We start from the raw sequence: 23,996 nt of genomic DNA on the forward strand, positions 1-23,996 counted from the left end.
CCCTGTTGCTGCTGACGTCGGGTCTCCGGCGTCGCTCTCTCTCTAGCATGACCGGCAGCCGCTGACCTCTCGTTCTGCTGTCGCTGGCGCTGGCGCTTCTGGGGCTGTGGCTCAGCCCCTGTGGCTTTCTCTTTTCCCTCTCCCTCTCCCTCTATCCCCCTTCTGCTTCCACTGATGCTTGCCGCGGCTGCGTCATGCTGGGGCACTGAAAAATGTCATCGGAATGCGATGATCAAAAAAATGACGTTCTGCGTTTTTATCCGTTCCTGCGCTTTCTCTTTTTTCGACTTTAGTTGTATTTATTGCGAGTCCCAAGATTCCCGGTGCTTCTTTCCTGTTGTTTCTATTTTGTTGAGAAAAAAGGCGCTAGTGCGTTCTTTGCGGTGGATGAGAGCGTCTATCGATGGATCCCTTACGCCTCGAAAGCGAAAAGCCACTGCCTTGACAAAAATGACCTTTGTATCCAGTCTTCAATTGAAAGGCGATATTCTGGAGCGGTGAGCTGCGCTCTATCCCGTGTCCAGATGCCCATGGCGTGGCCGGTTTCGCCAACAGATCTCAATAACTCCAAGTGACAAGACGAGGTTTACACGATGGCCAAGAAAGAAATTCTCTGTGCGTTTGGTGTCGACGTGGATGCCGTGGCCGGCTGGCTCGGCTCCTATGGCGGCGAAGATTCACCGGACGATATCTCCCGCGGGCTGTTCGCTGGCGAGGTCGGCGCCCCCCGCCTGCTCAAACTGTTCGAACGCTACAACCTCAAGACCACCTGGTTCATTCCCGGCCACAGCATCGAGACCTTCCCCGAGCAGATGAAGGCAGTGGTCGACGCGGGTCATGAAGTCGGCGTGCACGGCTACAGCCATGAGAACCCCATCGCCATGACCCGCGAGCAGGAGCGCGATGTCCTTGATCACAGCATCGAGCTGGTGACCAAGCTGTCCGGCAAGCGCCCCACTGGCTATGTCGCTCCATGGTGGGAGTTCAGTCCGGTGACCAACGAGCTGCTGCTCGAGCGGGGCATCAAGTACGACCACAGCCTGATGCACAACGACTTTCATCCGTACTACGTGCGTGTAGGCGACTCCTGGACCAAGATCGATTACTCCAAGTCCGCCAAGGAGTGGATGAAGCCCCTTGAGCGGGGTGAGGAAACGGATCTGATCGAGATTCCCGCCAATTGGTACCTCGATGACCTGCCGCCGATGATGTTCATCAAGAAGTCTCCCAACAGCCACGGCTTTGTCAGCCCGCGGCAGCTGGGCGAAATGTGGCAGGACCAGTTCGACTGGGTCTACCGCGAGAATGACTACGCAGTATTCACCATGACCATTCACCCGGATGTGTCCGGGCGTCCCCAGGTGCTGATGATGCTCGAGCGCCTGATTGAGCACATGCAGAGCCACGAGGGCGTGCGCTTCTGCACCTTCGACGAAATCGCCGACGACTTCGCCAAGCGCCACCCCAGAACCTGAACGAACCGAAGGGATGCTCTCGCTCGGCGCCGTTGCCGGGCGAGCCACCAAGCCTTCACGTTTCGCCCCGCCTGACCTTCACACCACAACGATAACGAACAAAGGGTGACGTCGATGACTGAACCAACCTCCACTGTGTCCTCCAGTGCCCCTGGCACGGCTCCCGCCGACGCAGAAGCCCCCTGGAACGCGGTCATAACCAAGAAACAGATTGGCTATGCCTCTCTGGTCTGCTTTATCGCCTGGGTGGCGTCGGTCTACGACTACACTCTGTTTGGCACCTTGCTGCCGGTGATCGCCGAGGACTTCGGTTGGACCACCGCCAAGGCCACTGCCGTCAATACCTGGGCCACCATCGGGGTCTTTCTGGTCTCTCTGGTGGTCGGCACGATGCTCGATCGCTTCGGTCGTAAGAAGACCCTGATCTTTCTGGTGATCGGGGGCGCGGTCAGCTCGGGTCTGTCGGGGATCGCCATCGGTGCGGCGTCCATGGTGATCATCCGCGCCTTCTCTGGCTTTGCGGTTTCTGAAGAGGTGGTCAATGCCGTCTACCTCAACGAGATCTACAAGAAGGCCAAGGGGCGCGGTTTCATGTATAGCCTGGTGCAGAGCGGCTGGCCGGTGGGTGCCCTGCTCGCCGCCGGGATGACCTCATTGCTGCTGCCCATCGTGGGCTGGAGAGGAAGCTTCTTCGTGGCCGCCTGTGCCTCGATCATTGTCATCGTGATGGCGATCAAGCTGCCGGAATCCCCTGTCTTCGCCGCCATCAAGGAAGTCGAGCGCCGGCGCAAGGCGGGTGACGACAGCGGGGCGGCGAGTCTTGCGGCCGAACACGACATCGAGGTCAACAATGGCGAGAACCTGGGACTCAAGGGCGTGTTCTCGCCAGAGCTGCGTCGCCACACCATCTCCCTTTCGCTGGTCTGGCTGTTCAGCTGGATGGCGATCCAGGTGTTTGCGGTGTTGGGTACCACCGTGCTGGTCGAGGCCAAGGGTGTCAGCTTCGAGAGTTCCCTGTATGTCCTGATCCTGGCGAACGCCGTGGGCTTTGTCGGCTACCTCAGTCATGGCTGGGTAGGTGATCGTATCGGGCGTCGCAATACCGTGTTGCTGGGCTTTCTGCTCGGGGGCATCGCCAGCATGCTGATGCTGTTGGGGCCGGCGACCGATGGCTTTGTCTATGCCATGTACGCGGTCACCCTGTTCTTCCTGCTCGGCCCGTTCGCCGCCATCCTGTTCTACATGGGGGAGTCCTTTCCGGCTCACGTGCGTGGCACCGGCGCCAACGTCGCCCACGTCATGGCGCCGGTGGGGGCGATCATCGGTTCCGGGCTGGTGTCACTGCTGCTGACCGCTGGTGTCAGCATGACCTGGGCGGCGATTCTGGCCGGCTCACTGCCGCTGCTGCTTAGTGGTCTATTGATGTTCGGTACGCGTCAGGTCGATCACCGCGAAGAGGATGTTCTCAAGGAGGTGGCAGCATGAGTCGCTTGATGCGTGACGATGGACTGGAAGGCAAGGTCGCCATGATCTCTGGTGCGGCCAGTGGCATCGGGCAAGCCCTGGCGGTCAGTTATGCCAAGGCGGGGGTCAAGGTGGTTGCTGGCTTTTATCCGGGCGACCCCCATGATGTCGAGACCACCGTTGCCGCGGTGCGAGAAGCCGGCGGCGAGTGCCTGGCGGTGGCGGTGGACGTGCGTGATGGCGAGCAGTGTGATGCACTCGCCCAGGCCGCCGTCGAGCACTTTGGGCGACTGGATATTGCGGTTGCAGGCGCGGGAATCCTGCGCCAGGCCGCGCTGGAAGACCTCACCGACGATGCCTGGAATGACATGCTGTCGGTGGACCTGACCGGGGTCATGCGGATCTTCCGCTCCGCCGCCAGGGTGATGACCGGGCCTGGCGCCATGGTCGCGGTGTCCTCCATCGCCGGGGGCGTGTATGGCTGGGATGACCATGCCCATTATGCCGCCGCCAAGAGTGGCCTGGTGGGGCTGGTGAAGTCTCTGGCGGTGGAGCTCGCCCCACGAGGTATTCGCGTCAACACCCTGATTCCTGGATTGATCGAGACGCCACAGTCATTGGACCCGGTCAACTCCCTGGGGCCGGAAGGCCTGGCGGCGGCAGGCAAGGTGATTCCCGCTGGACGTGTTGGGCACGCCGATGAGGTCGCCCGCACGGTGCGCTTTCTGACCAGCGATGACGCCTCTTACGTCACCGGACAGCAGCTGATTGTCGACGGCGGCCTGACCGTGCGCTGGCCCAGCTGACACCCTTGCGGGGGTGGGCCAGCTCACCCCCGACTTTCCCCAGAGGAGGATCGTTGCATGACACTCAAGCTTGAAGGCAAGGTGGCTCTGGTGGTGGGAGGTGGCAGCGGTATCGGTCGCGCCATTGCCTCGCTGTTTCACGCCGAGGGCGCCGTCGTTGCGCTGGCGGATCGTAACGCCGATGCCTGCGCTCAGCTGGCCGATGAGCTCGATGCGCGGGCCAGCGTCCACCGCGTGGATGTCTCCGACGAGGCCTCGGTGGCGGCCATGGTCGATGAGGTGATCGGCCGCCATCAACGCATCGACGTGCTGGTCAACAGCGCCGGAATACTCGACGAAACGCCGTTTCTGGAGATGAGTGCGGACACCTTTGACCGCATGATTGGCATCAACCTGCGCGGGGTCTTTCTGGTCAGTCGGGCCGTGGCGCCACACATGGTGGAACGCAGGAACGGACGCATCATCAATGTGGCTTCACAGCTGGCGCTCAAGGGCGGCACGGGGCTGTCCCACTACTGCGCGGCCAAGGCCGGGGTGCTGGGGCTGACCAAGTCCATGGCCCGGGACCTTGCTCCCTACAACGTGCTGACCAATGCGATTGCCCCTGGCCCTATCCTGACCCCGATGCTGGAAGGGCTGAGCCCGGAGTGGATCGCCGACAAGGAAGCCGAATTGCCCCTCGGGCGTTTCGGCAGAGCCGAGGAGGTGGCGCCTTCGGCGCTGATGCTGGCGGCGTCGCCGGACGGTGATCTGTATCTTGGCCAGACGCTTGGGCCCAACAGTGGCGACGTGATGTAGCCATCGTCCACGGGAGCCCCTTCATGGTGACTCTTCTGCTGATCAAGTGGCTGGCGACCGCGTCAGTGGTGATCGGTGTCTCGTTGGCCGCCGTCCGCCTGGGCCCCGGGATTGGCGGGGTACTGGCCGGCACCCCGATCGTGCTGGGACCAGGTTACTTCTTCATGCTGCGTGAGCAGCCAGGTGGCCTGGTCGCAGATGCCGCGCTGGGGTCATTGCACGCCATGCTGGCCACCCTGGCCTTCTGTCTGGCCTTTGTGCTGGCGTCGGGTCGCTTTGGAGCCTGGGCCAGCGCCGGTATTTCCGCGGGCCTGTGGTGGGTGGCAGCAGCGGTCGCCAATGCGCTACCCGGTGGTGTGGGACTGGCACTGATCGTGTTTCTTGCCTGTCTGGCCATGGCCATGCGACGGCTGCGCTCGCTTCACCTGGCATCGGTGTCGGTATCGGCGCCGGTACGCTGGGTCGATCTACTGCTTCGGGGTTCTCTGGCGGGCGCCATCGTGTGTCTCGCCACGCTGTTGGTCGGCACCTGGGCACCCGCGGTATCGGGCATGGTCCTGAGCTTCCCGATCGGTATGCTTACCATCGCCCTGACCCTGCACCAGCGCTACGGAGCAGCGGCAGCGCGTGCCACCCTGGCCAGCACCCAGCTGGGCATGTTGAGCCTGGTGGCCTTCAGCGCCGTCCTCGCACTCAGTGCCGATACTCTTCCCCCCACGACCGCCTTCAGCCTTGCCGTAGCGGCAGCGTTAGCCACCAGCGGCGCCTTATGGGCGAGGCAGGTGGTGGGCTGGCGCTGCGCGAGGACTTCCAGGAAATCCGGCTAGGCTCATCGATGACATGCAAAAAAAACCCCACCGAGGTGGGGGCAAGAGAGAGACCTGCTTAAGTCTGGTGAGCGATAGCAGGCTTACTCGACATGCCTGATTCTGCAAAAAGCTCTGATGCGCGTTTCCGTAGGGTGTCTCCCTCATTCGTGATTCAGAGGTGTCTCTTAGTCAGGCGTGGTCGGCATTTTGGCCCTGCCATGGCGAGAAGGGCGTCAGTCGAATATGCTGTTGGCCGGCCAAGCCCGGCAGGTGTGTACCTGGCGCGGCACTATAAAGGAAAGAAGAGGTGCTGGCCCCGCCCATTGTCGACTGGAGACACCACCCCATGCGTCATCTTCGTAGCCGAGGCTCCAGGGCCTTGACGGCCGTGCTGGCCGGTACCTTTCTGCTGAGCGGTCTAGCGGCTGGCACCGCCAGTGCGCAGACTCGCCTGACCTACAAGTCGGCGTCTGCCGGCACCGCCTATTACCAGATGGGGGTCGAGCTATCCGAAGCCATCAAGGCCGGTACCGAGGGTGAGGTCACCCTCACCTTGGAAGAAAGCCAGGGATCGGTGCAGAACGTCATGGAAGTGATGGCGCGGCCCGGTAATTATGTCTTTACCTCCCCCCCGGGCCTGGTCAGCAAGGCACGCGAATCGAGCGGCCCGTTCGAGAACCGCAACCATCCGCGCTTCCAGGAGATTCGCGCGCTGTTCCCGATTCCATCACTGACCATGCATTTTGTGGTGGCCGGCGAGCAGGACACCCTGTCGCTGGATGAACTGGCTGGCAAGCACCTGTTGATCGGCCAGGGCTCCTTCGGCGCCAGAGAGGCTGCGCGCTATCTGGACCTGTTCGAGCTCGCCGACCAGGTTGAGGTCGACGACGCCGACGTGGGCAGCGCTCCCGATGCGCTCAAGAATGGCCAGATCGACGCCTTTGCCACCGCGAGTTCTTTCCCCGCGCCCAATGTGATCGAGACAGCGGCGAGCCACGATGTCGGACTGGTGTCCTTCAGCGAGGCCGAGGTGGAGGCAACCGGAGCTGCGCCTCAGATCATTCCCGCCGGTACCTATGCGGGTGTGGATGAAGACGTGCTGACCACGTCACTACCGGTGGTGGCCTATACCACCAGCGCGATGGATGAAGAGACCGCCTACACCCTCACCAAGACCTTCTGGGAACGGCGAGAGGCGATGGCCAAGACGTCCCCCTGGTGGCAGGCCATTTCTCCCCAGATGCTGGCTAACCTCGAGGGACCGCTGCATCCCGGAGCGCTTCGCTACTACGAGGAATCCGGCGTTCAGATTCCTGACGCTCAGCGCTGATCATTCCTTGAGCTGACAGCGTATTCGCCATGAATGCCATTCCCGGCTGCGTGGCGAATACGCGTTTTCCTGGCTCCTCTTTATCGTCTTTTCGTAAAACTGGCCTGGCCACTGCCGCGAAGATCACTTCGGGTAATGGCACCGTCCCTGCTGAAATAGTGATGTCATGAGTTCAAGCGATGCCGCCCGCTCGGCCACCGACAACGACGCCCGACGTTCCCTCACGCCTGTGTGGGTGGGCCTGGGTACCCTGTCGGTGGTGTTCCACCTTGGCCTGATCTTCCATGGCCTGACTCCGGCGCTGATCAGTCGCCCTCTGCACATGGCGCTGGTGCTGCCATGGGTACTGGTGTTTTCCGCCCGCACTCGCTGGCAGCATGCCAGCGGCCTGGCACTGACGGCGCTGGGTGTCGCTGCCTGTCTGTTTATCGTCCTCAACGAGGATGCCCTGAGCGGCCAGTATGGCTTTATCGATACCCCGCTGCAGATGGCGGTGGGCGTGCTGTTGATCGTCGTCGCGCTGGAAGCCGCGCGGCGTGCGATCGGCTGGCCATTGCCACTGGTGACCGCGATCGCGTTGGGCTACGCGGCCCTGGGCCAGTATCTACCCGGTGAGTTCGGTCATCCGGGGCTGCCCATGGCAAGCCTGGTGGGCTCGCTGACCATTGCCGAGGGTGGCCTGTGGGGCAAGCTGACCGGGGTCAGCGTGTCGGTGGTCGCCATCTTCGTGATCTTCGGCGCGGTGCTGAATGCCGGTGAAGCGGGTCGAGGATTCATGAATCTCGCAGGTGCCGCGGCGGGTCGTCTGACCGGAGGTGGCGCCAAGGTATCGGTGATCTCGAGCGCCTTGATGGGGTCGATCTCGGGCTCGGCGTCGGCCAATGTGGCCTCCACCGGCGCCATCACGATTCCTTCCATGGCCCGGCTTGGCTACCCGCGCTCGCTGGCCGGTGCGGTCGAAGCGGTAGCCTCGTCCGGTGGCCAGATCATGCCGCCGTTGATGGGGGCTGGCGCCTTCGTCATGGTCGAGCTGACCGGGACTCCCTACACCGAGATCATGGGCGCGGCGCTGCTGCCGGCGTTTCTCTACTTCGCCACGGTGTGGATCGGTATCAATGCCTTCGCGACTCGCCATGACTTGAAACCTGTGGCTGCGGAAGATCGCCCGGCGCTGCGTGAGGTGGTCACGACGGCACTGTTCTTTGCGGTGCCCTTCGCGATCCTGCTGGAACGTATCTTTCACGGCGACAACACGCCCCAGTATGCTGCCAGCGTGGCGATCTTCGCAGGGCTTGCCCTGTTGGCCATGAATGCCGAGCTCAAGGTGTCGGGGGCGGAGTTTCGCGCGCGCCTGGCCCAGGCAGCGCTGACGGCCGGTCGCCAGATTGCCGTCATCGGGGCCATAATTCTGTGCGCCTCCCTGGTCATTGGTGTGCTGGCGCTCACCGGGCTGGGGGTCAAGGTGACCTCTGCCATTCTGTCGCTGTCCGGTGGGCAGCTATGGCCGGCGCTGCTGCTGACCGCGCTTGCCTGCCTGGTACTGGGTATGGAAGTGCCGACCACTGCGGCCTATGTCATCTGTGTGTCGGTGGCTGGCCCCGCGCTGACCGAGCTGGGGTTGCCATTGCTGACGGCTCACCTGTTCGTGTTCTGGTTCGCGCTGCTCTCCACCATCACCCCGCCGGTGTGCGGGGCGGTGTTCATCGCTGCTGGCATGGCCGATGAAAACTGGCTCAAGGTCGCGGCCAAGGCCATGGCGCTGGGGGTCGGTCTGTACCTGATCCCGTTGGCCATGGTGGCGCATCCGGCGCTTTTGGATCTTGGCGGTGGGATTGTCCTTGCCCTGGGCACGACCCTTGGCGTGCTGCTTGGCCTGGGGCTGACGTCCTACGGACTGATCGGACGCTTCCGCTGGTGGGTCAGGTTGGTGCTGGTGGCGTTGGGGCTTGGCGTGATCTTCGTGCCCTGGCCTGTGCTCTGACCGGTGCTCTGACCGGTGCTCTGGTCTGTGCTCTGAGCCGTTCTCTGGCTGTTACGACGGGGACAAGGCCATCGAAAAAAACAGTGGTCGTTAGACGATAATTCCTGCATCGATGATGTGATGATGAGTGAGCGACGGGAGCGAAAAAAGGATAAATAGCTGCTTTTCATGAGCGGCTATTCCGTGCGTTTTATTGTGAAATTTGTAGGTTCTTTTAAGAAAAAATTGTCGCTTTCTCGGAAAGTCATTGCGATGTGATGGCTCACGTCGAGGGCTTGGGTAGGATTCTCCTGTGACTACATGGATGTTGCCAGGAGAGGATCTTTCATGCCCATTACGTGCGCTAGATTGGATATTGATCCCTTGTCGATGGCCTGCCATCGAACGCTGTGCCGATGCCAGCAAGGCTGGCATTTATGAGCGATCCCTCCTGGTGGAAGGCGCTACGCGCCTCTTTCAATATTCCGCTGTCACAGAACGAGCGGCTGCTCCAGCTTGAACTGCACGGTGCCACGTCAGCGGGCCCAGCCCTGATCCCCCACCGTCTGGTCGGGCAAGAGCAGATGTCACGCCCGTTCTGCTATCGCCTCGATGTGATCGCCCAGCGAGGCGATATCGAGCTCAAGTCCTTGATGGCCCAGCCCGCCACCATCGCGATTCGTCAGGCCGACTGGCGCTACCGGTCGCTGTCCGGTCTGGTCGAGACCGCGGCGCTATTGGGCGAAGATGGCGGCGTCTTCTACTACCAGCTGACCCTGGTGCCTTGGCTTGCGATGCTGAACCTGGGACGCGACAGCCGCATCTTTCAGGACAAGAGCGTCCTTGAGATCATCGAAGACGTCTTTTCTGGCCATGATATCGCCCGGGGCGGCTGGCGCATCGACGTGCGTCGCGATTACCTGGCGCGCAGCTACTGCGTGCAATACCGCGAGAGTGACTACCATTTCGTCAATCGCCTGATGGAACAGGAAGGCCTGTTCTACTACTTCGAGCATTCTCAGGGCGATGGCCAGCACATTGGCCACAACGATAGCCACAACAGCAGCCTCAACAACAGCCAGAACGCCGGTAGCCCAAGCGGTGAGACCGCTCTTCACCGTCTGGTGATCACCGACGATGTGGCCACCTGCCAGGCGGTCGCGCCGCGCCAGATTCGCTTTCATCGCCAGGCCGCCACCGAGACCGAAGACGCGCTTACCCAATGGAGCGGACGCCGCCAGCAGCAGGCGACAAGGGTCAGCCTTGCCACCTACGACTATAAGCAGCCTCGCCTGGTCAAGCGCACTGACCTGCTGTCCCGCGACAAGCAGGGTAACCTCTCGGACGAGGAGGTCTACGACGCCCCCGGTGAGTACTACTACCACGACCACTATCACGGCGAGCGGCTGACCGAGCATCGGCTCGCGGCCCTGGAATCCCGCGCCAAGCGCTTCTTTGGCAGTGGCGGCGCCCGCCAGCTACAGGTCGGTCGCTTCTTCGAACTGACCCAGCACGCCCAACATGACTGCGGCGAGACTACCGAGCGCGAATTCCTGGTGTTGGGCCTCAGCCTGTTCGCCGAGAACGCCTTGCCGGTCTCGGCCCACCTCCACACCTTGCCCGGCAGCCTGCAACAGGAACTGCTGGATGCCCGCCGGGCCCACGGACTTGATGACGACAGTCTTCATCGTGACGACTACCAGCGTGCCGGTACCGGCCACTACCTGATGGACCTGGAGGCCCAGCGCCTGACCCAGCCCTACTGCTCGGCGCTGGATCATCCTCGACCTGTCATGGGGGGACCCCACACCGCCATCGTGGTGGGACCCGAGGGTGAGGAAATCCACACCGACCGGCTCAACCGGGTGAAAGTGCAGTTCCATTGGGATCGGCTGGGGCAGCGGGATTCCCAGTCGAGCTGCTGGCTGCGAGTCAGCGAGGCCAACGCCAGCGCCGGTTGGGGCGGTGTCTTTGTCCCGCGTATCGGCCAGGAAGTGATCGTCAACTTCCTCGAAGGAGACCCGGACCGCCCGCTGATCACCGGGCGCGTCTATAACGGTGATGAACAGCCCGAGTGGCATTCCAACGGTCTGCTATCCGGCTTCAAGTCCAAGACCTACCGGGGTAACACGTACAACGAGCTGGTATTCGATGACGCCACCGACCAGGAGCGGGTTCGTCTTAATTCCGAGCACGCCAAGACTCAGCTGAACCTGGGCTACCTGATCCACCAGCAGGGCAACACCCGCGGCGACTTTCGCGGTACCGGCTTCGAGCTGAGAAGCGACGCCTTTGGCGCTGTACGCGCCCATCAGGGACTGCTGCTGACGACCTGGGGGCAACTGGGCGCGAACGGTGAACAGCTGGCCCTGGCCCCGGCGTATCAAGAGCTCGCCAGCGCCTGGCAACTGGCCGATAGCCTCAGTCAGAGTGCGGTGGAGCACAGCGCCGACGCCTTGGCCGCCCGCGCCAACCTGAAGCAAGCCGCCGACGACACCCAGGGCGTGGCGGGTGAGGCCACCCAGGCCAACGCGTTCGACGGCGGAAGCGCACGCACGGCAAGTCTTGGCGGGCGCGGCCAGGCCGGGAGTTTGAAGCAGTCCTGGTTGCACCTGGCGTCTCCTGCGGGCATCGCCGCGAGCACCCCGCAGTCCACCCATTTTGTCCAGGGTAAGTCGCTCAGCGTCACCAGTGGTGAGGACATCAACCTGGCCACGGGCAGGAGCCTGCTGGGTGCGATATCCGAGGCGCTCTCGCTGTTCGTGCAGCGCGCCGGCATCAAGCTGTTCGCCGCCCAAGGCAAGGTCGATATCCAGGCCCAGTCAGATGAGATGGCCCTGACCGCCGAGAAGCAGCTGACCATCACCTCCACCGAGGACAGCGTACACATCGCTGCCGAAGAGGAAATCCTGCTGACCAGCGGCGGAGGCTATATCCGCCTCAAGGATGGGGATATTCAGATCCACGGGCCGGGACTGGTGGACCTGAAGGGCGCGCAGCATAGCTTTGCGGGGCCGACAAGCTTGCAGCAGTTGCTGGCTCCATTGCCCGAGCCTCAAGGATTATTTTCCGAGTTTTTCGTTCTGCGTGACAAGAAGACGAATTTGCCCCTGCGTTTCGCAAAGTACCGGATCGTGACTGCAGAGGGCAGGGCTATCGAGGGTCGTAGTGACGAAGAGGGGCGGACGCAGAAGGTAGTTACCCGTCAACCAGAGCGCCTGAGCATCACGGTTCTAGACCGGCTTGATGACCTGGATGACATTTTTGATGCGCAGGGAGGCGTGTGACATGACAGAGGCTTCGACACTACCCGCTGATACGGAAGATGGTAATGCCCAAACCCGCCTGATGCCGCAAGGACGTGATGTTGCGATTGGAGGCTCGCCGCTGCTGTTCTATGCGGTGGGGCGAGATAAGTTGGTGAGCGTGTCACCCGAGGGAGCTGCGCACTTTATTGAGGAGTGCCGGTTAATGGAAACCGTGGTGGAGGAGTATCAACATGCACTTGATGAGCTATCCGCTGCCACTAGTAGCTATATTGCGTTGATGATGTCGGACATCCGTGATCAACAGTTCGTTATGGACAGAGAGTCCTTGAGGCAACAGGTCCTGACAGCGCAACGCAAGGTGGACGAGAAAAATCGTGCGCTGAAGGATGTGATTGAGCCGCTGACGGAGTTGAGTAGCGAAACGAACAAGGTGATGGAGCTAATCCCTATTCAACGAAGAGCTTCAAGAACTGAACACTTCAGACTGGTGTACGCCAGGTCTCATATCATCAGAGCGATATCTGAAGAGATACCGTTAAGCGGTGGTAGCGGTAATGCTAGCCAGACGGTGCTCACTAACGGACGCGTCGACACTGACAAGCTGGTGCGCCAGATGGTGAATGTCAGTGGTGAAGCTAAGTTGAAAGCAGATTTTCCGTGGTTTGAAGATTGGCTGAAGAAGGAAAAAGAGACAGTTGATCTGTTTAAGTGGTCTGAGGCGATCAACGAAAACCTGTCTGCGAAGTACGAAATTCTTGAGGGTGAGGAACGCGATAAGGATAGCTCGCGTGTTGAGCTATCTGCTGAAGCCCAGTTGATGCGCTGGACATCAGGTGCAAGCGGTATGAGCGGAGAGTTCAACCCCTTTCAAGGAAAAGCCTCTCTCAAGGCTGACGCAAAAGCTGAATTGGTCCTGGCAGAAGCCAAGGCATCATTGGATTTTTATACTCCCGCTGGTGGCCTGATGCTGGCCTGTGAGCTTCCCAATGAAGCCGGGATCATCGACCTGGGAATGATACGGTCGCACGCGTTTATCACCTGTAGTGGAGGGATTGGAGCCAGCGTAGCCGCCGAGCTGAGCTTGAATGTCGATATGCGGGATGGTCAGTTGCAGACTCGTGGGGTACAAGGACAGCTTGCCCAACGAGGACTACCCGGCGAGCAGCGGTCGGTGGTGCGTCAGTCAGGGGCACCCCAGCTGGACAATAGTGAAGTCGCCGGGGGGATGGCGGCCTTTGCCGGAGGCCAAGCGATCGCAACCTTCGGCGTGCAGCTTGAATGGAAGAACCCCGAAGAAGGCAATAAGTTTAAACCTTTTGCAAAAAGTGCACCAAGTGCTGTGGGAATGTTGGGGATCGGTGCCGCTGCCAATTTCTCGGTTTACTATGATAATGGAAAGTTTCGAATATCTGCTCAGGCTGGGGTGTGCTGTGGGATTGGACTTAAAGGTAAAATCGATTTCGAGGTGGATGCTGGCCTGATCTACGAATTTGCTAAATGGGTGGTTTATCAACTGAAGAACATTGATTATTCAAGGCTGTTTTTCATTAATGAAGATGCATTTTACGTGTTATCAAATGTTATCGCAATAATGGTCGCTGAAGGAGGAGATATTGCTGATTATTTGGCTGATACAGCAGATGTTGTAGAAAAACTTGCCAGTGAGGTGTTTTCTGAACTATCGAGCAATGCAGAAAACGCTTATAAGAGAAGCGATTTGGCCGAGCGAATCAATGAAAATCCTGACTTACTTAGATATGCGACTCCGGATACAAAAGGGCTGATTATCTACTGGCTGATGCAAACTAATATCTTCGATGTTTACCATCCCTTGAATAGGGATGTTGAGGGCTGGTGGGAAAACCCCAGTCTGTTTGGTTTTATGAACGAAAGGAAGACCGCGATTATGCACGTTCTTCACTTGGTTCAGTCCAAGAGTGAGATGAGAAATGTCATGAGGCGTATCACTCCTAAGGTTGGAGAAATCATTGATAGTAGAACAGGTGAGGAAATGGTTTCTTGCTTTTTGGCAAGAGGCGAAAGAGAGCTGCCTCCTCCGCTATCGAGTCATTTCGAGCGTGCGTTTGTCTACCTCCGAGCGAGCTTGATAAGAGATGCGTCATCTGTGGGGACTGAAATAGTAAGAAACGATGACTTGAAATATAGGCTGCAGGAGGATGTGTCACGCTATTTTAATACACCATGCGAAAATGAAACACAGTGTATACTTGAAATTGACGTGTTAAGTGAAGAGTGAAGTGGGGGGGTAAGCTGATGTACTTTGCCTTCGGTTCGTCCCGGTTTTGGTTTAGCACGAATTGTCTGTAAATTTATCGGATAGCAAGCCAGTTTAGTATTGAGTTTCGGCGGAAAATTATATAAATCACGATTGATCATCGTGAGCTAGTGAGCACCGAAATGTGTAGAGGTGCGCGGGGCTGTGAGTGAGACTTAATATGGGTTCGTCCAACGCTAGGTCTGGTAGCGAATGCCGACGGTTGACGATCAGTTTCGCTCTATACATCTCTGAGAAACCGGCTCCTCTTAAAACCTTATACTCTCCCTCATTTGGACCGACCGGGTTATTCCTAGGTGATGTTTTATAAAAGTTCTCATCGTACCAGTCCTTTACCCACTCGAATCCATTTAACCCCATCTGGTAGAGACCGATTGAGTTGGGTGGATAAAGGCCAATGGTATGTGGTCCCATGCTTCCCGATGGAGTACTGGACTTGATTTCGTCGCGAGTCGGATAGTTGACGCCTGGGTTCATATACTTTCCATCGAAGGTGCCATATAGCTGAAACTGCCCACGTGAACGTGCGGCGTATTCCCACTGCGCCTCGGTGGGAAGTGAGAAGGGAAGCCCGGTCTGATCGCCCAGCCATTCGCAGTAGTTTCGTGCCTGATACCAGTCGACTCCGGCAGGGATGTTTGAGGCGCGATATTGAAATTCGTAACCGGCGGTGTTGATCCTTGGCAACCCCATCGCCTCGGTATAGATGTCGTAGTCGTCGTAGGATACTTGGACGGCGGAAATGGAGAAACTGTCCAACGTCACTTCGTGCACGGGTTTATTGTCGCTATCCGCTGTATAGGTTCTTCCGCCAGAATTGGGCATCAGCGGCCCAAAATCTCCCATCTGGAAGCTGCCGCCTTCAACAAAGACCATGTTGTCCATGGTTTTCTGGATGAGTGCCGCAACGGCCTCTTGGTTAACCGGTGAGCTGGCGTCCCTGTGGCCTCCGGCTTCTTCCTGTGAAGCACTTCCGTCACACCCGGTCATCACGACGCAAGCAATAATGGGTATGCTGAGTCGATAAAACCTTTCCATGGTTTCGCTCCATCACGATATTCGTGCGACAAGGGTGCGCGCAAAGCAAGCTTACCATTCGGCCTGACAGTGCCTTGTGAGCGATTTCCCACAAATTATTCCGATCTGTGGGTTCCCCTATCTCCTAGGGGGCGTCATGGCTGTCCAGGTAGGGATAAGTGGGGACTAAGCGTCGACACGTATCGGTGGCCTGAAGGAGTTTTAACTCAACGACGGGGCTTGGGAGTTCGGAGGATGATAGTGATGAAGTGGGCCCTTCCCCCTGTGTGACTCTCCACCATAGGGAAACACTGCATAAATGCCTGCGCCGCCGACTTGCTGCGTTACGCGCTGCTCGAACTCCTCACCTATACCGCATAGGCTCCGGGTTCTGCGCTGTGGGCGCCTGGTACCGCTCGGCTGGTGACGTCAGCGCTTCCATCGGGAAAGCGGCAGCAAGTAGCTGCCACACCGCTTACGTTATCGAGGTTGATGCATCATGCCGGTTTTTTTCGCGCCAACGTCGTTCTGAAATGCTCCCGTAGGGCGCCACTGTTTCCCAATGCCGGATCTTGCTGCACCTCATCCATGAGCGGTCGGTTGGCGTACAGAATCCAGGTGTCCAGCGCTGGTCCCAGAGGGCGCAACAGTCGCAGTTGATCTGGGTAGAGGGCCAGGGCCTGTTCGGCGACGATGGCGGCGTCGGCTTGGCCGTCGAGCAGGCCTTCCAGGGCGGCGACGATGGTGGGGGCGTCGCGTTGCTTCAGCCCCGTTAGGTCGGTGTAGTGACGGGTCGCCGGTTGACGCAGGACGCTTGTGGGGCTGGCGACGTCCTTGCGCGCGACCAGTGCCAAGGGCCGGCTTGGGGCAATGAAGCTATCCACTGGAAAGGCGCGGTGCATGAAGCGTCCGACGCAGTCGGCGTGACTGAAATGGGCGCTGACCTGCAACACATAGTCGTGATGCCCGTCCACCAGGTCCTGAAAGGCCTGGGGGAAGTCGTTTACCAGCTGGACGGTCGGCGAGAGTGGGCTGTCTTTACCCCCAGGATCCTGACGCCGGAGCTCAAGATAGCGGGCCAAGACCAAGGCGTGGTTGCTGTCTTCAGGGCCGAGGGTGGCGAAGTTCATGGGGGCTCCGGTAGTGGGCAGACGATAGTGGGGATACTTCTTTTAGGCGAAAGCTTGCCCCGGGGCAACTCTGGTCGAACTGTCAGGGCGGGCGGTCTCTGGCAGAATACTCCCCCTGACGGACAAGCGAACAAGGAAACCCCATGGCTCACCTGCTGCGCATCGTGATGATCCACGGCCACCTGGAAGGGGTGGTCGAACTGGATGTCGACGGTCACACCAACATCTGCGGCACCAACGCCTCGGGCAAGACCACGCTCCAGCGTCTGGTGCCGGTGTTCTACGGTGAGCTGCCCAACAAGGTGGTACCCAAGACCCGCAAGAAGTTCGATGCCTTCTATCTGCCCCATGGCAACAGCTACCTGATCTACGAGTATCGTCGCGAGGCCGGCAATGTCTGTCAGGCGGTGCTGACGCGCAAGTCCGATGGCGGCATCGAGTACCGTTTTGTCGGCGCGCCGTATCAGCCCGGTCATTATCTGGTGGAAGCCAACGGTGGCGTGACAGCACTCGGCTACAGCGATTGGGCCAGCCAGTTGAGGCGGGACAACGTGCCGATGTCCGCCAAGTTGACGGCCACCTCGGAGTACCGCGCCGTCATCCAGAACGACTTCACCCATCAGCAGGGCAACCGCAAGGACAGTCTGCGACTGCGCCAGATGGCCGCCCAGTTCAGCCTGGTCAAGCCTGAGCGTCGTATCCGCCATATGGAGAAGTTGATCAGTGCGGTGCACGCCAAAGAGGGCAAGATGGACACCCTCAAGACCATGCTGGCGGCGATTTTCGAGGAGGACGGCGTCGAACTGCCGGTGACGCGCATCCGCAGCACCAAGGCGCGGGAGTGGATCGCTCAGATGCGTCAGTCCAAACGCCTGGAGCCGCTGGAGCGGGCGTTGGCGAAGCTGGATGAGCTGGACCATGAGGTAGCCGAGCGCGAGACCATCTTGTGGCAGTTGAAGCCCCAGCTCGAGGCTGATCGCCACCGCGCCGAGCGCACCTTGGCCGACACCGAGGCGGAGATCGCTCGCCGCAAGCAGGAGTTTCAGGAGCGTGAAGCCGAGTATGGTCACCTGCGCGACGCCTTGAATGATCGCCTTAGCGAGATGACCAGCGAGCTCGAGCAAACTCAGCGGGAGCTGTCGGACCTGCAGGACACCTTTGAGGCCTTCGAAGAAGCCGACATGCCGGCGCTTGAGCGAGACGTTCAGTCACTGCCCCAGTGGCGCGACCAGAGTCAGCAATTGCGTGAGCACCTGGCGGTGATGCAGTCCGCCTTTCAGGAGCACCAGTCACGGCTTGAGGGCCGGCTGCGCGAGCTCGCCGATGAGCTGGCCCGCCAGCAGGAGGAGGCCCAGGCCCGCATCGACGAGTTGGGCGAGACCAGGGAAGAGCTGCGCAATCAGCAGTGGCAGCAGCAAAGCGAGCTGGAGCAACGCTACCAGTCCCAGCGCCAGGAGCTCGATGACAGCTACCGTGAACGCCTCGACGCAGGGCTTCAGCGGGTAGCCGAACTGAAGGCGCAGCTGTCGGCCAGTGCCGCCACAGCAGAAGAGATGCAGGAAGCGGAGCTCGCCCAGGCGCGCCTCGACCAGGCCCAGAGCGATCGTGACGCCAGCGGGGAAACCCTGAGTGCCTTGCGCGAAGAGTACGACACGCTCAAGCGCAGTCGAGACCAGGCGGAGCAGGAGCTCAACGACGCCCGTCACCAGCTGGCCAAGGCCGAGGCACACTGCCACGCGTTGCACCAGCAGCGTGATCCCGCGCAAGGCACGCTGCGCCACTTCCTGCGCTACCACCGACCGGGCTGGGAACAACGTCTGGGCAAGGTGATCGCGCCTGAGCTGCTGGAGCGTCGCGACCTGTCACCCAAGGTCGGCGAACACGACCACGATGAGCTGTTCGGCGTCGGGCTCGACCTGGCCGCGGTGGACGTGCCGGAGTACGCCCAGGATGAGGCGAGCCTGGTCGTCGCCATCGAGCAGGCCGAGGCCGCGCTGGTGCGCGCCGAGAACGCCGAACAGGCCGCCGAGCGTCAGATGAAGGCCTGCAACGAGCGGGTACAGTCTGCCGAGGATGCCGTGCGGCGAGCGCGTATGGAGGTCAAGCGCGCCGAGTCGGAGGTGGACTACGCCCGGGATGCGCGCAGCCAACTGCAGGAGCGCCATGCGCGCCAGCAGAAGACCCGGCGTCAGGCGCTGGAGGAGTCACTGGCCGCTCAGCAGGCGAGTCATGATGACCTCAAGCAGGAAAAAGGTGATGCCCTCGACACTCTGGCCAAGACCCATCAGGCGCAGCTGTTGGAGGTGAAGGCCGATGCCCAGAGCCGCCTGGATGGCATCGACGACCAGATCCGCCAGCACAAGCAGTACCTGAGCGACCAGAAGCAGGAGCACCAGCGCCAGCGCCAGGAGCTCGAGGCCGCCTTCGATCGTGAGCTGCAGGAGCAGGGCGTGGACCTGGACTCCCTCAGGGATACCAAGGCGCGGCTTGCCGCCTTGGATCAGCGCATCCGCGACACCGCCGGCCGTCAGGAGCAGCTGGAGGACTATCGCCGCTTCATGCGCCTGGACTGGGGTCAGCGCAAGCCGCAGCTGGTGGAGAAGGAAACCCGTCTGATACGTGACAAGGAGACCGCCGAGCGCGAGCGCGAGCAGCGCAAGGCCGAGTTCCAGTCTGCCCGCAGCGCCCACCAGCAGGCGCTGGCGGAGTTGTCCACCCGGCGCAGCACCGAGAGCGGCATCATCGACGCCCTCAAGCCGCTGCTGGTGCAGGTCGAGCAGCTGCCGCTGGACCCAGCTCCGGCGCCCCAGAGTCAGGCACCCGGGGATGTGCACGAGCGTATCGAGCGAGCCCACCGAGCGCTAAGCGAGCGTGCCACCGAAATGGATGCCCTGCGCAAGGGGTGCGAGCAGGTCGAGGGGGAGCTGATCAAGGGCGCCAGCGCTGGCTTTATCGATACCCTGAGCGCCGAGCGCGACAAGCTCCGCGATGAGCTCCAGGGTAGCGCCGACGTCGGTCCTCGGCAGCTGTTGCCGCTGCTGCGCGGGATGCTTACCCTGCTCGAAGACCAGCAACAGCAGCTGGTGCAGCAGGGACGCAACCTGGGGGCGGACCTCGACAAGTTCTTCACCGTCTTTCGCGACCTCAACCGACGCATCAGCGCCCAGAGCCGACGGCTATCCGAAGAGGTGGCCGACGACCTGCGCCTGGAAGGCATCACCAAGGCCGAGGTCAAGATCCAGTCCACCATCGACGAGCTGGGTTTCTGGGAGCCGCTCAAGCGCTTCGCCCAGGACTATCGTGACTGGCAGGACGCCGGTGGCCTGCCCGGAGACGACTACCTCAATGCCCTGGCCGATGTGGTCGACCTGCTGCGCAGCGACCAGCAGTACAGCTTCGAGAGCCTGCTGCGCCTGGAGCTGCACCTTAATGAAGGCGGCACCGACCTGGTGATCAAGAACGACCGCCAGTTGCTCGAGTCGTCGAGCCACGGCATGGCCTACCTGATCCTGTGCAAGTTCCTGCTGGCCTTCACCCGCCTGCTGCGCGGCCAGGCCGAGATCAGCGTGCACTGGCCCATCGACGAGATCGGCACCCTGGCCTATCACAACGTCGAAAAACTGTTCGAGGCCTGTGACAGCAATCACATTCACATCGTCGGCGCCTTCCCCAACCCGGAGTCCGATGTGCTGCTGCTGTTCCACAACCGCTACCTGATCGACCGTGACGCCAGCGACCCTCGCCGTCGTCGACTCAAGCGCATCGAACCCCGGCTCAGCAAGCTGGCCCAGCGACTCAAGCAGCGCAGTGAAGAGGAGCTCACCCTATGATCGAACACGGCCCCCTGCTGGAGCGCCTCTTGGCCGGCGAATTCATCTGCGCGATCAGCGACGAGAGCGCCTTTCGCAAACTTGAAGACGACGACGTTCGCGAGCAGATCGACACCTACCTGCGTCCGCTCAATCGTCGTCTGGCCAGCAACGAGGACGGCAGCGTCCACTTCCTGGCCTGGCGGCAGCTAAACGAAGACGCCCGTGAGCAGCTGTCGCGCCAGTTGGGCGATACCGTCAACAGCCTGCTGCCGCTGCTGGAGTGGCTGCAACTGGTACAGGAAACGTTGGGCCAGGATGCCCTGGCGGCGCCTGGCGATGTGCTCAAGCCGGCGGAGTTCAGCGCTCGCTGCGAGGACAACCAGAGCCTGCGCGAACGCCTGGAGCGCCTTGCCACCGATCCTTTTTTCGGTTCCCAGAGCGAGCAGCTCGACGCCCAGATGAAGCAGGTGTTCAAGCGACTCAAGGAACACGGCTACCTGCTGCAGCCCCACGCCGATCGTCAGGTCTATCTGGTCACCGGCAAGATCGATTATTTGGTCGAGCTGGTACGCTTCATTCGCGACGAAGAAAGCCTGCCGGTGGATGATGAGGCACCGGCCCGTCAGGAGTCCCTGCTATGAGCGAGGAACACACGCTCGAAAGCCGGTTGATGGCCACCGGCACCGAGCGTCTCTCCTTGCTGGGACGCTACGCCGACGTCCTGATGCAGGGCTACTCCCGTGACGAGGTGCCGCTGGAGCCGCTGACTGACGGCGCCCTGCGCAAGCTGCTGGCGGCGCGCATCCTGTGGCGCCCAGACGAACACGGAGCGGTCAAGCTGACCCCCAAGGTGCGCGAGCTGATCGCCGAGATGCTGGCCGATGAGACCCGCCGCCACGTCAACGCCGACGTCGGTGAGACCCTTGAGCAGATTCGCAACCTGGTACAGAGCTATCGTGAAGCGGTCAATCGCGGTGAGCACTACCAGCAGGGGCCCCTGATGCTGCGCTTGCGCCAGGAGGTGGACGATCTCAACGGCCGCTTCGCCGACGCCATCGATAGTCTGTGGCAGCGCCTCAACAGCGACTTTGGCTTTGTCAGCCGCCTTAACGACAAGATCCGCGAGAACGACCGTGCCCAGAAGCAGATCGTGCGTCTGCTCGACGGCATGGCGTTGATCGACTTCGAAGAGCTGATCGAACTGGTGGGCAGTGATGGGTCGTTGCGCAAGCTGCTGATCAGCCAGCTGCAACAGCAGCTGAGCCTGCATTACACCAACCTGCGTGAGGTGCAGGGGCGGCTGATCGAGCTGATGGCGCGCTTTCGCCAGCAGCAGCAGCAGAGCCGACTGGTGGCCGGTATGGCCGCCTTCCTGCGCGAGCATCCGGGGTTTATTCCCGGCAACTACACTCGCAGAAGCGAGGTGCCAGAGCTGTTCAATCGGGCAAGCCCCTTGCAGGCTGCGGGTTCGGTGGCCCTGGACCACCATCACGACAGCGACACGATCGCCAGCCTGCTGCACGCCTTGCCGGTTGCGGTTCACCGCCCCGAGATCGTCGAGGCCGCTGGCCCCGCCCAGGTGGAGGAACTAAGCCTGGTGGAGGCCCGCCAGCAGGCGCTGAAGCAGGATGTAGAGCGCTTCTACCTGGACGTGGTGGACCGCGGTGCCGCGCCAGACGGGAGGCCGGGAGATGTCAGTGCCCTTGAGTACCTGGCCGATAGCGAGCTCGAATGGGATCAGGAAATCTGGCTGTTTCAGGTCATCGCCGAGTACCAGGGGCTGCCGCGGGAAGAGCAGCGCGCGTTTCGGCTGATCCCCGAGGAAAGCCCGGCAGGTCCCTTCAATGACGTCCAGCTGATTCACGACGTCAGTCTGGTGCTGGCGGTGTAGCGGGCGATGGCGTCGGCGAGACGCGAGCTCAATGCGGGTGGCCGGGGAGAACGCAGGCGGGTTTTGACGCTTCCCTGTTTGTCACCTAAATTGACATATATCTATGTCGTAATGGGTGCCAGGTATGTCCTTTGAGATTCGTGAAGCGGTGAATGCCGAGGGCTATATCAGCGCCGATGCCTTGCCCAAGGCGCTTCATATAACGAAAAGCGAATTTGCTCGCGCCATCGGGCTCAGCCAGAGCGCCATCGTTCGCAAGGAGCGGCTGCAGGCCGTCTCGACGCAACAGCGGTTGCGCCAGGCCTATGAAATACTCAAACGCATCGAGCCCTGGGCTGGCTCGATCAGCGCAGCCTGGTCGTGGTTTCGCAGCTACCCGATTGCGGCCCTGGGCGATATGACGGCGGAAGAACTGGTCAGGCGAGGTCGAGCCGATGATGTACGCGCGTATCTGTCGCATATCGCCGAGGGGGGCTATGCGTGAGCCTGCGGAGTCACGGCTTTCACTTCAACGGGCTGGTGTATCGAGGGCACAACCCTCTTTGGCAGCACGCACCTGAATCCGGAGATGGGGCGGCGCTGAATGGCGGGCGCTGGAACCGTGTTGGCCAACCCGCACTCTACACCTCAGCGCGGTTCGAGACCGCCTGGCTGGAAGCGCAACAGGGAATGCCCTTCAAGACACAGCCGCTGACGCTGTGTACCTATGAGGTCGACTGTGGTCCGCTGCTTGACCTGTGTGATCGGGATGTCTGTGCCCTCGTCCATCCCGACGTGGACAGCTGGATGCACGAGGCCTGGCTGGCGCAGAGGCTCGCACGTCAAAGCGTGCTCACCTGGGAGATTGCCGACGAGCTGATTCGGCAAGGCATTGTCGGCATACGAGTACCGTCGCAGGCGACGGGGGCCGGTGCCCGTGACGTCAACCTGGTGTTCTGGAAATGGTCTCGCTCTCGCCCGACCAAGGTCAGGGTGATCGATGATGAGGGGCGGCTGAGCCGCTGAAGTAGCGCATCGTCAGCGCCACAGTTCGAGATGTCCAGCGCAGCCAGTTATCCTGTGTTGCCCCTCAACGTTTTCCTTTCTCCTGCCCACTCTCCCTTTCCCTTACCGCTTTTCGCTACAACTGCCGCCGCCAGCGATTCTCGATGGTGTCCAGTTCGGCGGGGCCGTACAGCGCCTGATCGTGGCCGCCGTAATGGGCCCACAGCTGGTCGCCGAAGTCGAAGTGCCACCATTCGCTCGGTAGGTTGGTGAATCCCTGAGCGGTCATGGCGTGGTACAGCAGGCGACGGTTGTCCCGCGCCGCGCGCTCGTCATCGGTCAGCGTGGCCTTGTGTTCCAGAAAAGCGGTGTGGGAGGCCGGCAACGCTTCGTCGAACAAGGTGCCCATGGGCAGCGGCAGGCCATCGGCATCGCACAGGGTCACGTCGACGGCGCCGCCGCTCAGGTGCGGGCTCGGCGCATCGGCACGGGTGCTGGGTTCGGCCACAAACTCACGGGTACGGTTTAGCAGCTCAGCCTCATCAATGTCTGGATGGTTGCCGCGAATGGCTTCCATCAAGGTGTCGAACAGGTACTGCTGAACTCGCCACGGACGCCAGCCGTCCAGCACGATCAGACCTACGCCGTCAGGCAGCGAGCGCGCCGCCGCCAGCACGCGGCGATAGACGCCTTCACGCAGATAGCACTCGTTGATGGCGCCAGGAATTCCCAGGCGGGCGTAGGCGGGAAATACCTTGACCGGTGATGGGGCCAGGCTCATGGGCACCAGGGGCTCATCCAGCCCCTGAATGGGAATCTGGCGCAGTTGGGCCCAGGAAGGCTCAGCGGATAGAGGAATCGCCATGGCTGGGGTCTCGGGATGTGCACAGGGATGACGGTCGTCACCGCTGTTATTGATGCCGTTGTTGCAGCTCTCGTTGCAGCCTTCGTTGGA

Annotated in this window: 17 protein-coding genes; 14 read left to right on the forward strand and 3 right to left on the reverse strand. The window is 61.0% G+C overall.

Going from position 1 to position 23,996, the window contains the following annotated elements:
- The first annotated feature begins 593 nt into the window (after nucleotides 1-593).
- The 9 genes from KUV45_RS02675 (at nucleotide 594) to KUV45_RS02715 (ending at nucleotide 14,168) form a co-directional block, all read left to right on the forward strand.
- A complete protein-coding gene (locus KUV45_RS02675; protein WP_206942328.1) occupies nucleotides 594-1,475 on the forward strand; it encodes a polysaccharide deacetylase in 882 nt (293 codons plus the stop codon).
- 114 nt (nucleotides 1,476-1,589) lie between these two features.
- Complete coding sequence (locus KUV45_RS02680) at nucleotides 1,590-2,960, forward strand: MFS transporter (protein WP_206942330.1); 1,371 nt, start codon at nucleotides 1,590-1,592, stop codon at nucleotides 2,958-2,960.
- Nucleotides 2,957-3,745 (forward strand): SDR family NAD(P)-dependent oxidoreductase, encoded by a 789-nt coding sequence (locus KUV45_RS02685; protein WP_222162168.1) that lies wholly within the window; start codon nucleotides 2,957-2,959, stop codon nucleotides 3,743-3,745. Before KUV45_RS02680 ends, KUV45_RS02685 begins: the two co-directional genes overlap by 4 nt.
- 57 nt (nucleotides 3,746-3,802) lie before the next feature.
- The gene (locus KUV45_RS02690; RefSeq protein ID WP_206942334.1) at nucleotides 3,803-4,543 is read left to right on the forward strand and encodes an SDR family NAD(P)-dependent oxidoreductase; all 741 of its coding nucleotides are present in this window, start codon (nucleotides 3,803-3,805) and stop codon (nucleotides 4,541-4,543) included.
- A 23-nt stretch (nucleotides 4,544-4,566) separates the two neighbouring features.
- Nucleotides 4,567-5,370, forward strand: coding sequence for a hypothetical protein (locus tag KUV45_RS02695; RefSeq protein ID WP_206942336.1), 804 nt, complete (start codon nucleotides 4,567-4,569; stop codon nucleotides 5,368-5,370).
- A gap of 328 nt (nucleotides 5,371-5,698) precedes the next feature.
- Nucleotides 5,699-6,682, forward strand: coding sequence for a TAXI family TRAP transporter solute-binding subunit (locus KUV45_RS02700; protein ID WP_206942338.1), 984 nt, complete (start codon nucleotides 5,699-5,701; stop codon nucleotides 6,680-6,682).
- Between the two features lie 166 nt (nucleotides 6,683-6,848).
- Nucleotides 6,849-8,663 (forward strand): TRAP transporter fused permease subunit, encoded by a 1,815-nt coding sequence (locus KUV45_RS02705; protein ID WP_222162167.1) that lies wholly within the window; start codon nucleotides 6,849-6,851, stop codon nucleotides 8,661-8,663.
- Between the two features lie 416 nt (nucleotides 8,664-9,079).
- Nucleotides 9,080-11,929 (forward strand): type VI secretion system Vgr family protein, encoded by a 2,850-nt coding sequence (locus KUV45_RS02710; protein ID WP_222162166.1) that lies wholly within the window; start codon nucleotides 9,080-9,082, stop codon nucleotides 11,927-11,929.
- A 1-nt stretch (nucleotide 11,930) separates the two neighbouring features.
- Nucleotides 11,931-14,168 (forward strand): hypothetical protein, encoded by a 2,238-nt coding sequence (locus KUV45_RS02715; protein WP_222162165.1) that lies wholly within the window; start codon nucleotides 11,931-11,933, stop codon nucleotides 14,166-14,168.
- A 126-nt stretch (nucleotides 14,169-14,294) separates the two neighbouring features.
- On the opposite strand, the gene KUV45_RS02720 is transcribed toward KUV45_RS02715, so the two are convergent.
- Both KUV45_RS02720 and KUV45_RS02725 read right to left on the reverse strand, forming a co-directional pair.
- A complete protein-coding gene (locus tag KUV45_RS02720) occupies nucleotides 14,295-15,245 on the reverse strand; it encodes an SUMF1/EgtB/PvdO family nonheme iron enzyme (RefSeq protein ID WP_222162164.1) in 951 nt (316 codons plus the stop codon).
- Between the two features lie 476 nt (nucleotides 15,246-15,721).
- Entirely contained in the window at nucleotides 15,722-16,354 is a 633-nt protein-coding gene (locus tag KUV45_RS02725; protein ID WP_224851893.1) for a hypothetical protein, read from the reverse strand.
- Between the two features lie 143 nt (nucleotides 16,355-16,497).
- On the opposite strand from KUV45_RS02725, the gene KUV45_RS02730 reads away from it, so the two are divergent.
- From KUV45_RS02730 to KUV45_RS02750, 5 genes are all read left to right on the forward strand, one after another.
- A complete protein-coding gene (locus KUV45_RS02730; protein ID WP_222162163.1) occupies nucleotides 16,498-20,184 on the forward strand; it encodes an ATP-binding protein in 3,687 nt (1,228 codons plus the stop codon).
- The gene (locus KUV45_RS02735; RefSeq protein WP_222162162.1) at nucleotides 20,181-20,807 is read left to right on the forward strand and encodes a hypothetical protein; all 627 of its coding nucleotides are present in this window, start codon (nucleotides 20,181-20,183) and stop codon (nucleotides 20,805-20,807) included. Before KUV45_RS02730 ends, KUV45_RS02735 begins: the two co-directional genes overlap by 4 nt.
- Entirely contained in the window at nucleotides 20,804-22,057 is a 1,254-nt protein-coding gene (locus KUV45_RS02740) for a hypothetical protein (RefSeq protein WP_222162161.1), read from the forward strand. The genes KUV45_RS02735 and KUV45_RS02740 overlap by 4 nt, the downstream gene beginning before the upstream one ends.
- Nucleotides 22,058-22,181: 124 nt before the next feature.
- Nucleotides 22,182-22,541 carry an XRE family transcriptional regulator gene (locus KUV45_RS02745; protein ID WP_222162160.1) on the forward strand — a complete coding sequence of 120 codons (360 nt, stop codon included), beginning with the start codon at nucleotides 22,182-22,184 and terminating at the stop codon, nucleotides 22,539-22,541.
- Nucleotides 22,538-23,062 carry an RES family NAD+ phosphorylase gene (locus tag KUV45_RS02750; protein WP_222162159.1) on the forward strand — a complete coding sequence of 175 codons (525 nt, stop codon included), beginning with the start codon at nucleotides 22,538-22,540 and terminating at the stop codon, nucleotides 23,060-23,062. Before KUV45_RS02745 ends, KUV45_RS02750 begins: the two co-directional genes overlap by 4 nt.
- A 115-nt stretch (nucleotides 23,063-23,177) precedes the next feature.
- Here the strand turns inward: KUV45_RS02750 and KUV45_RS02755 are convergent, their stop codons facing one another.
- Nucleotides 23,178-23,906: a M15 family metallopeptidase gene (locus tag KUV45_RS02755; RefSeq protein ID WP_222162498.1), complete on the reverse strand. Its 729-nt coding sequence runs from the start codon at nucleotides 23,904-23,906 to the stop codon at nucleotides 23,178-23,180.
- Nucleotides 23,907-23,996 lie beyond the last annotated feature (90 nt).

The sequence above is a fragment of the Halomonas sp. DP3Y7-2 genome, from assembly GCF_019800795.1.
Lineage (GTDB): Bacteria > Pseudomonadota > Gammaproteobacteria > Pseudomonadales > Halomonadaceae > Halomonas > Halomonas litopenaei_A.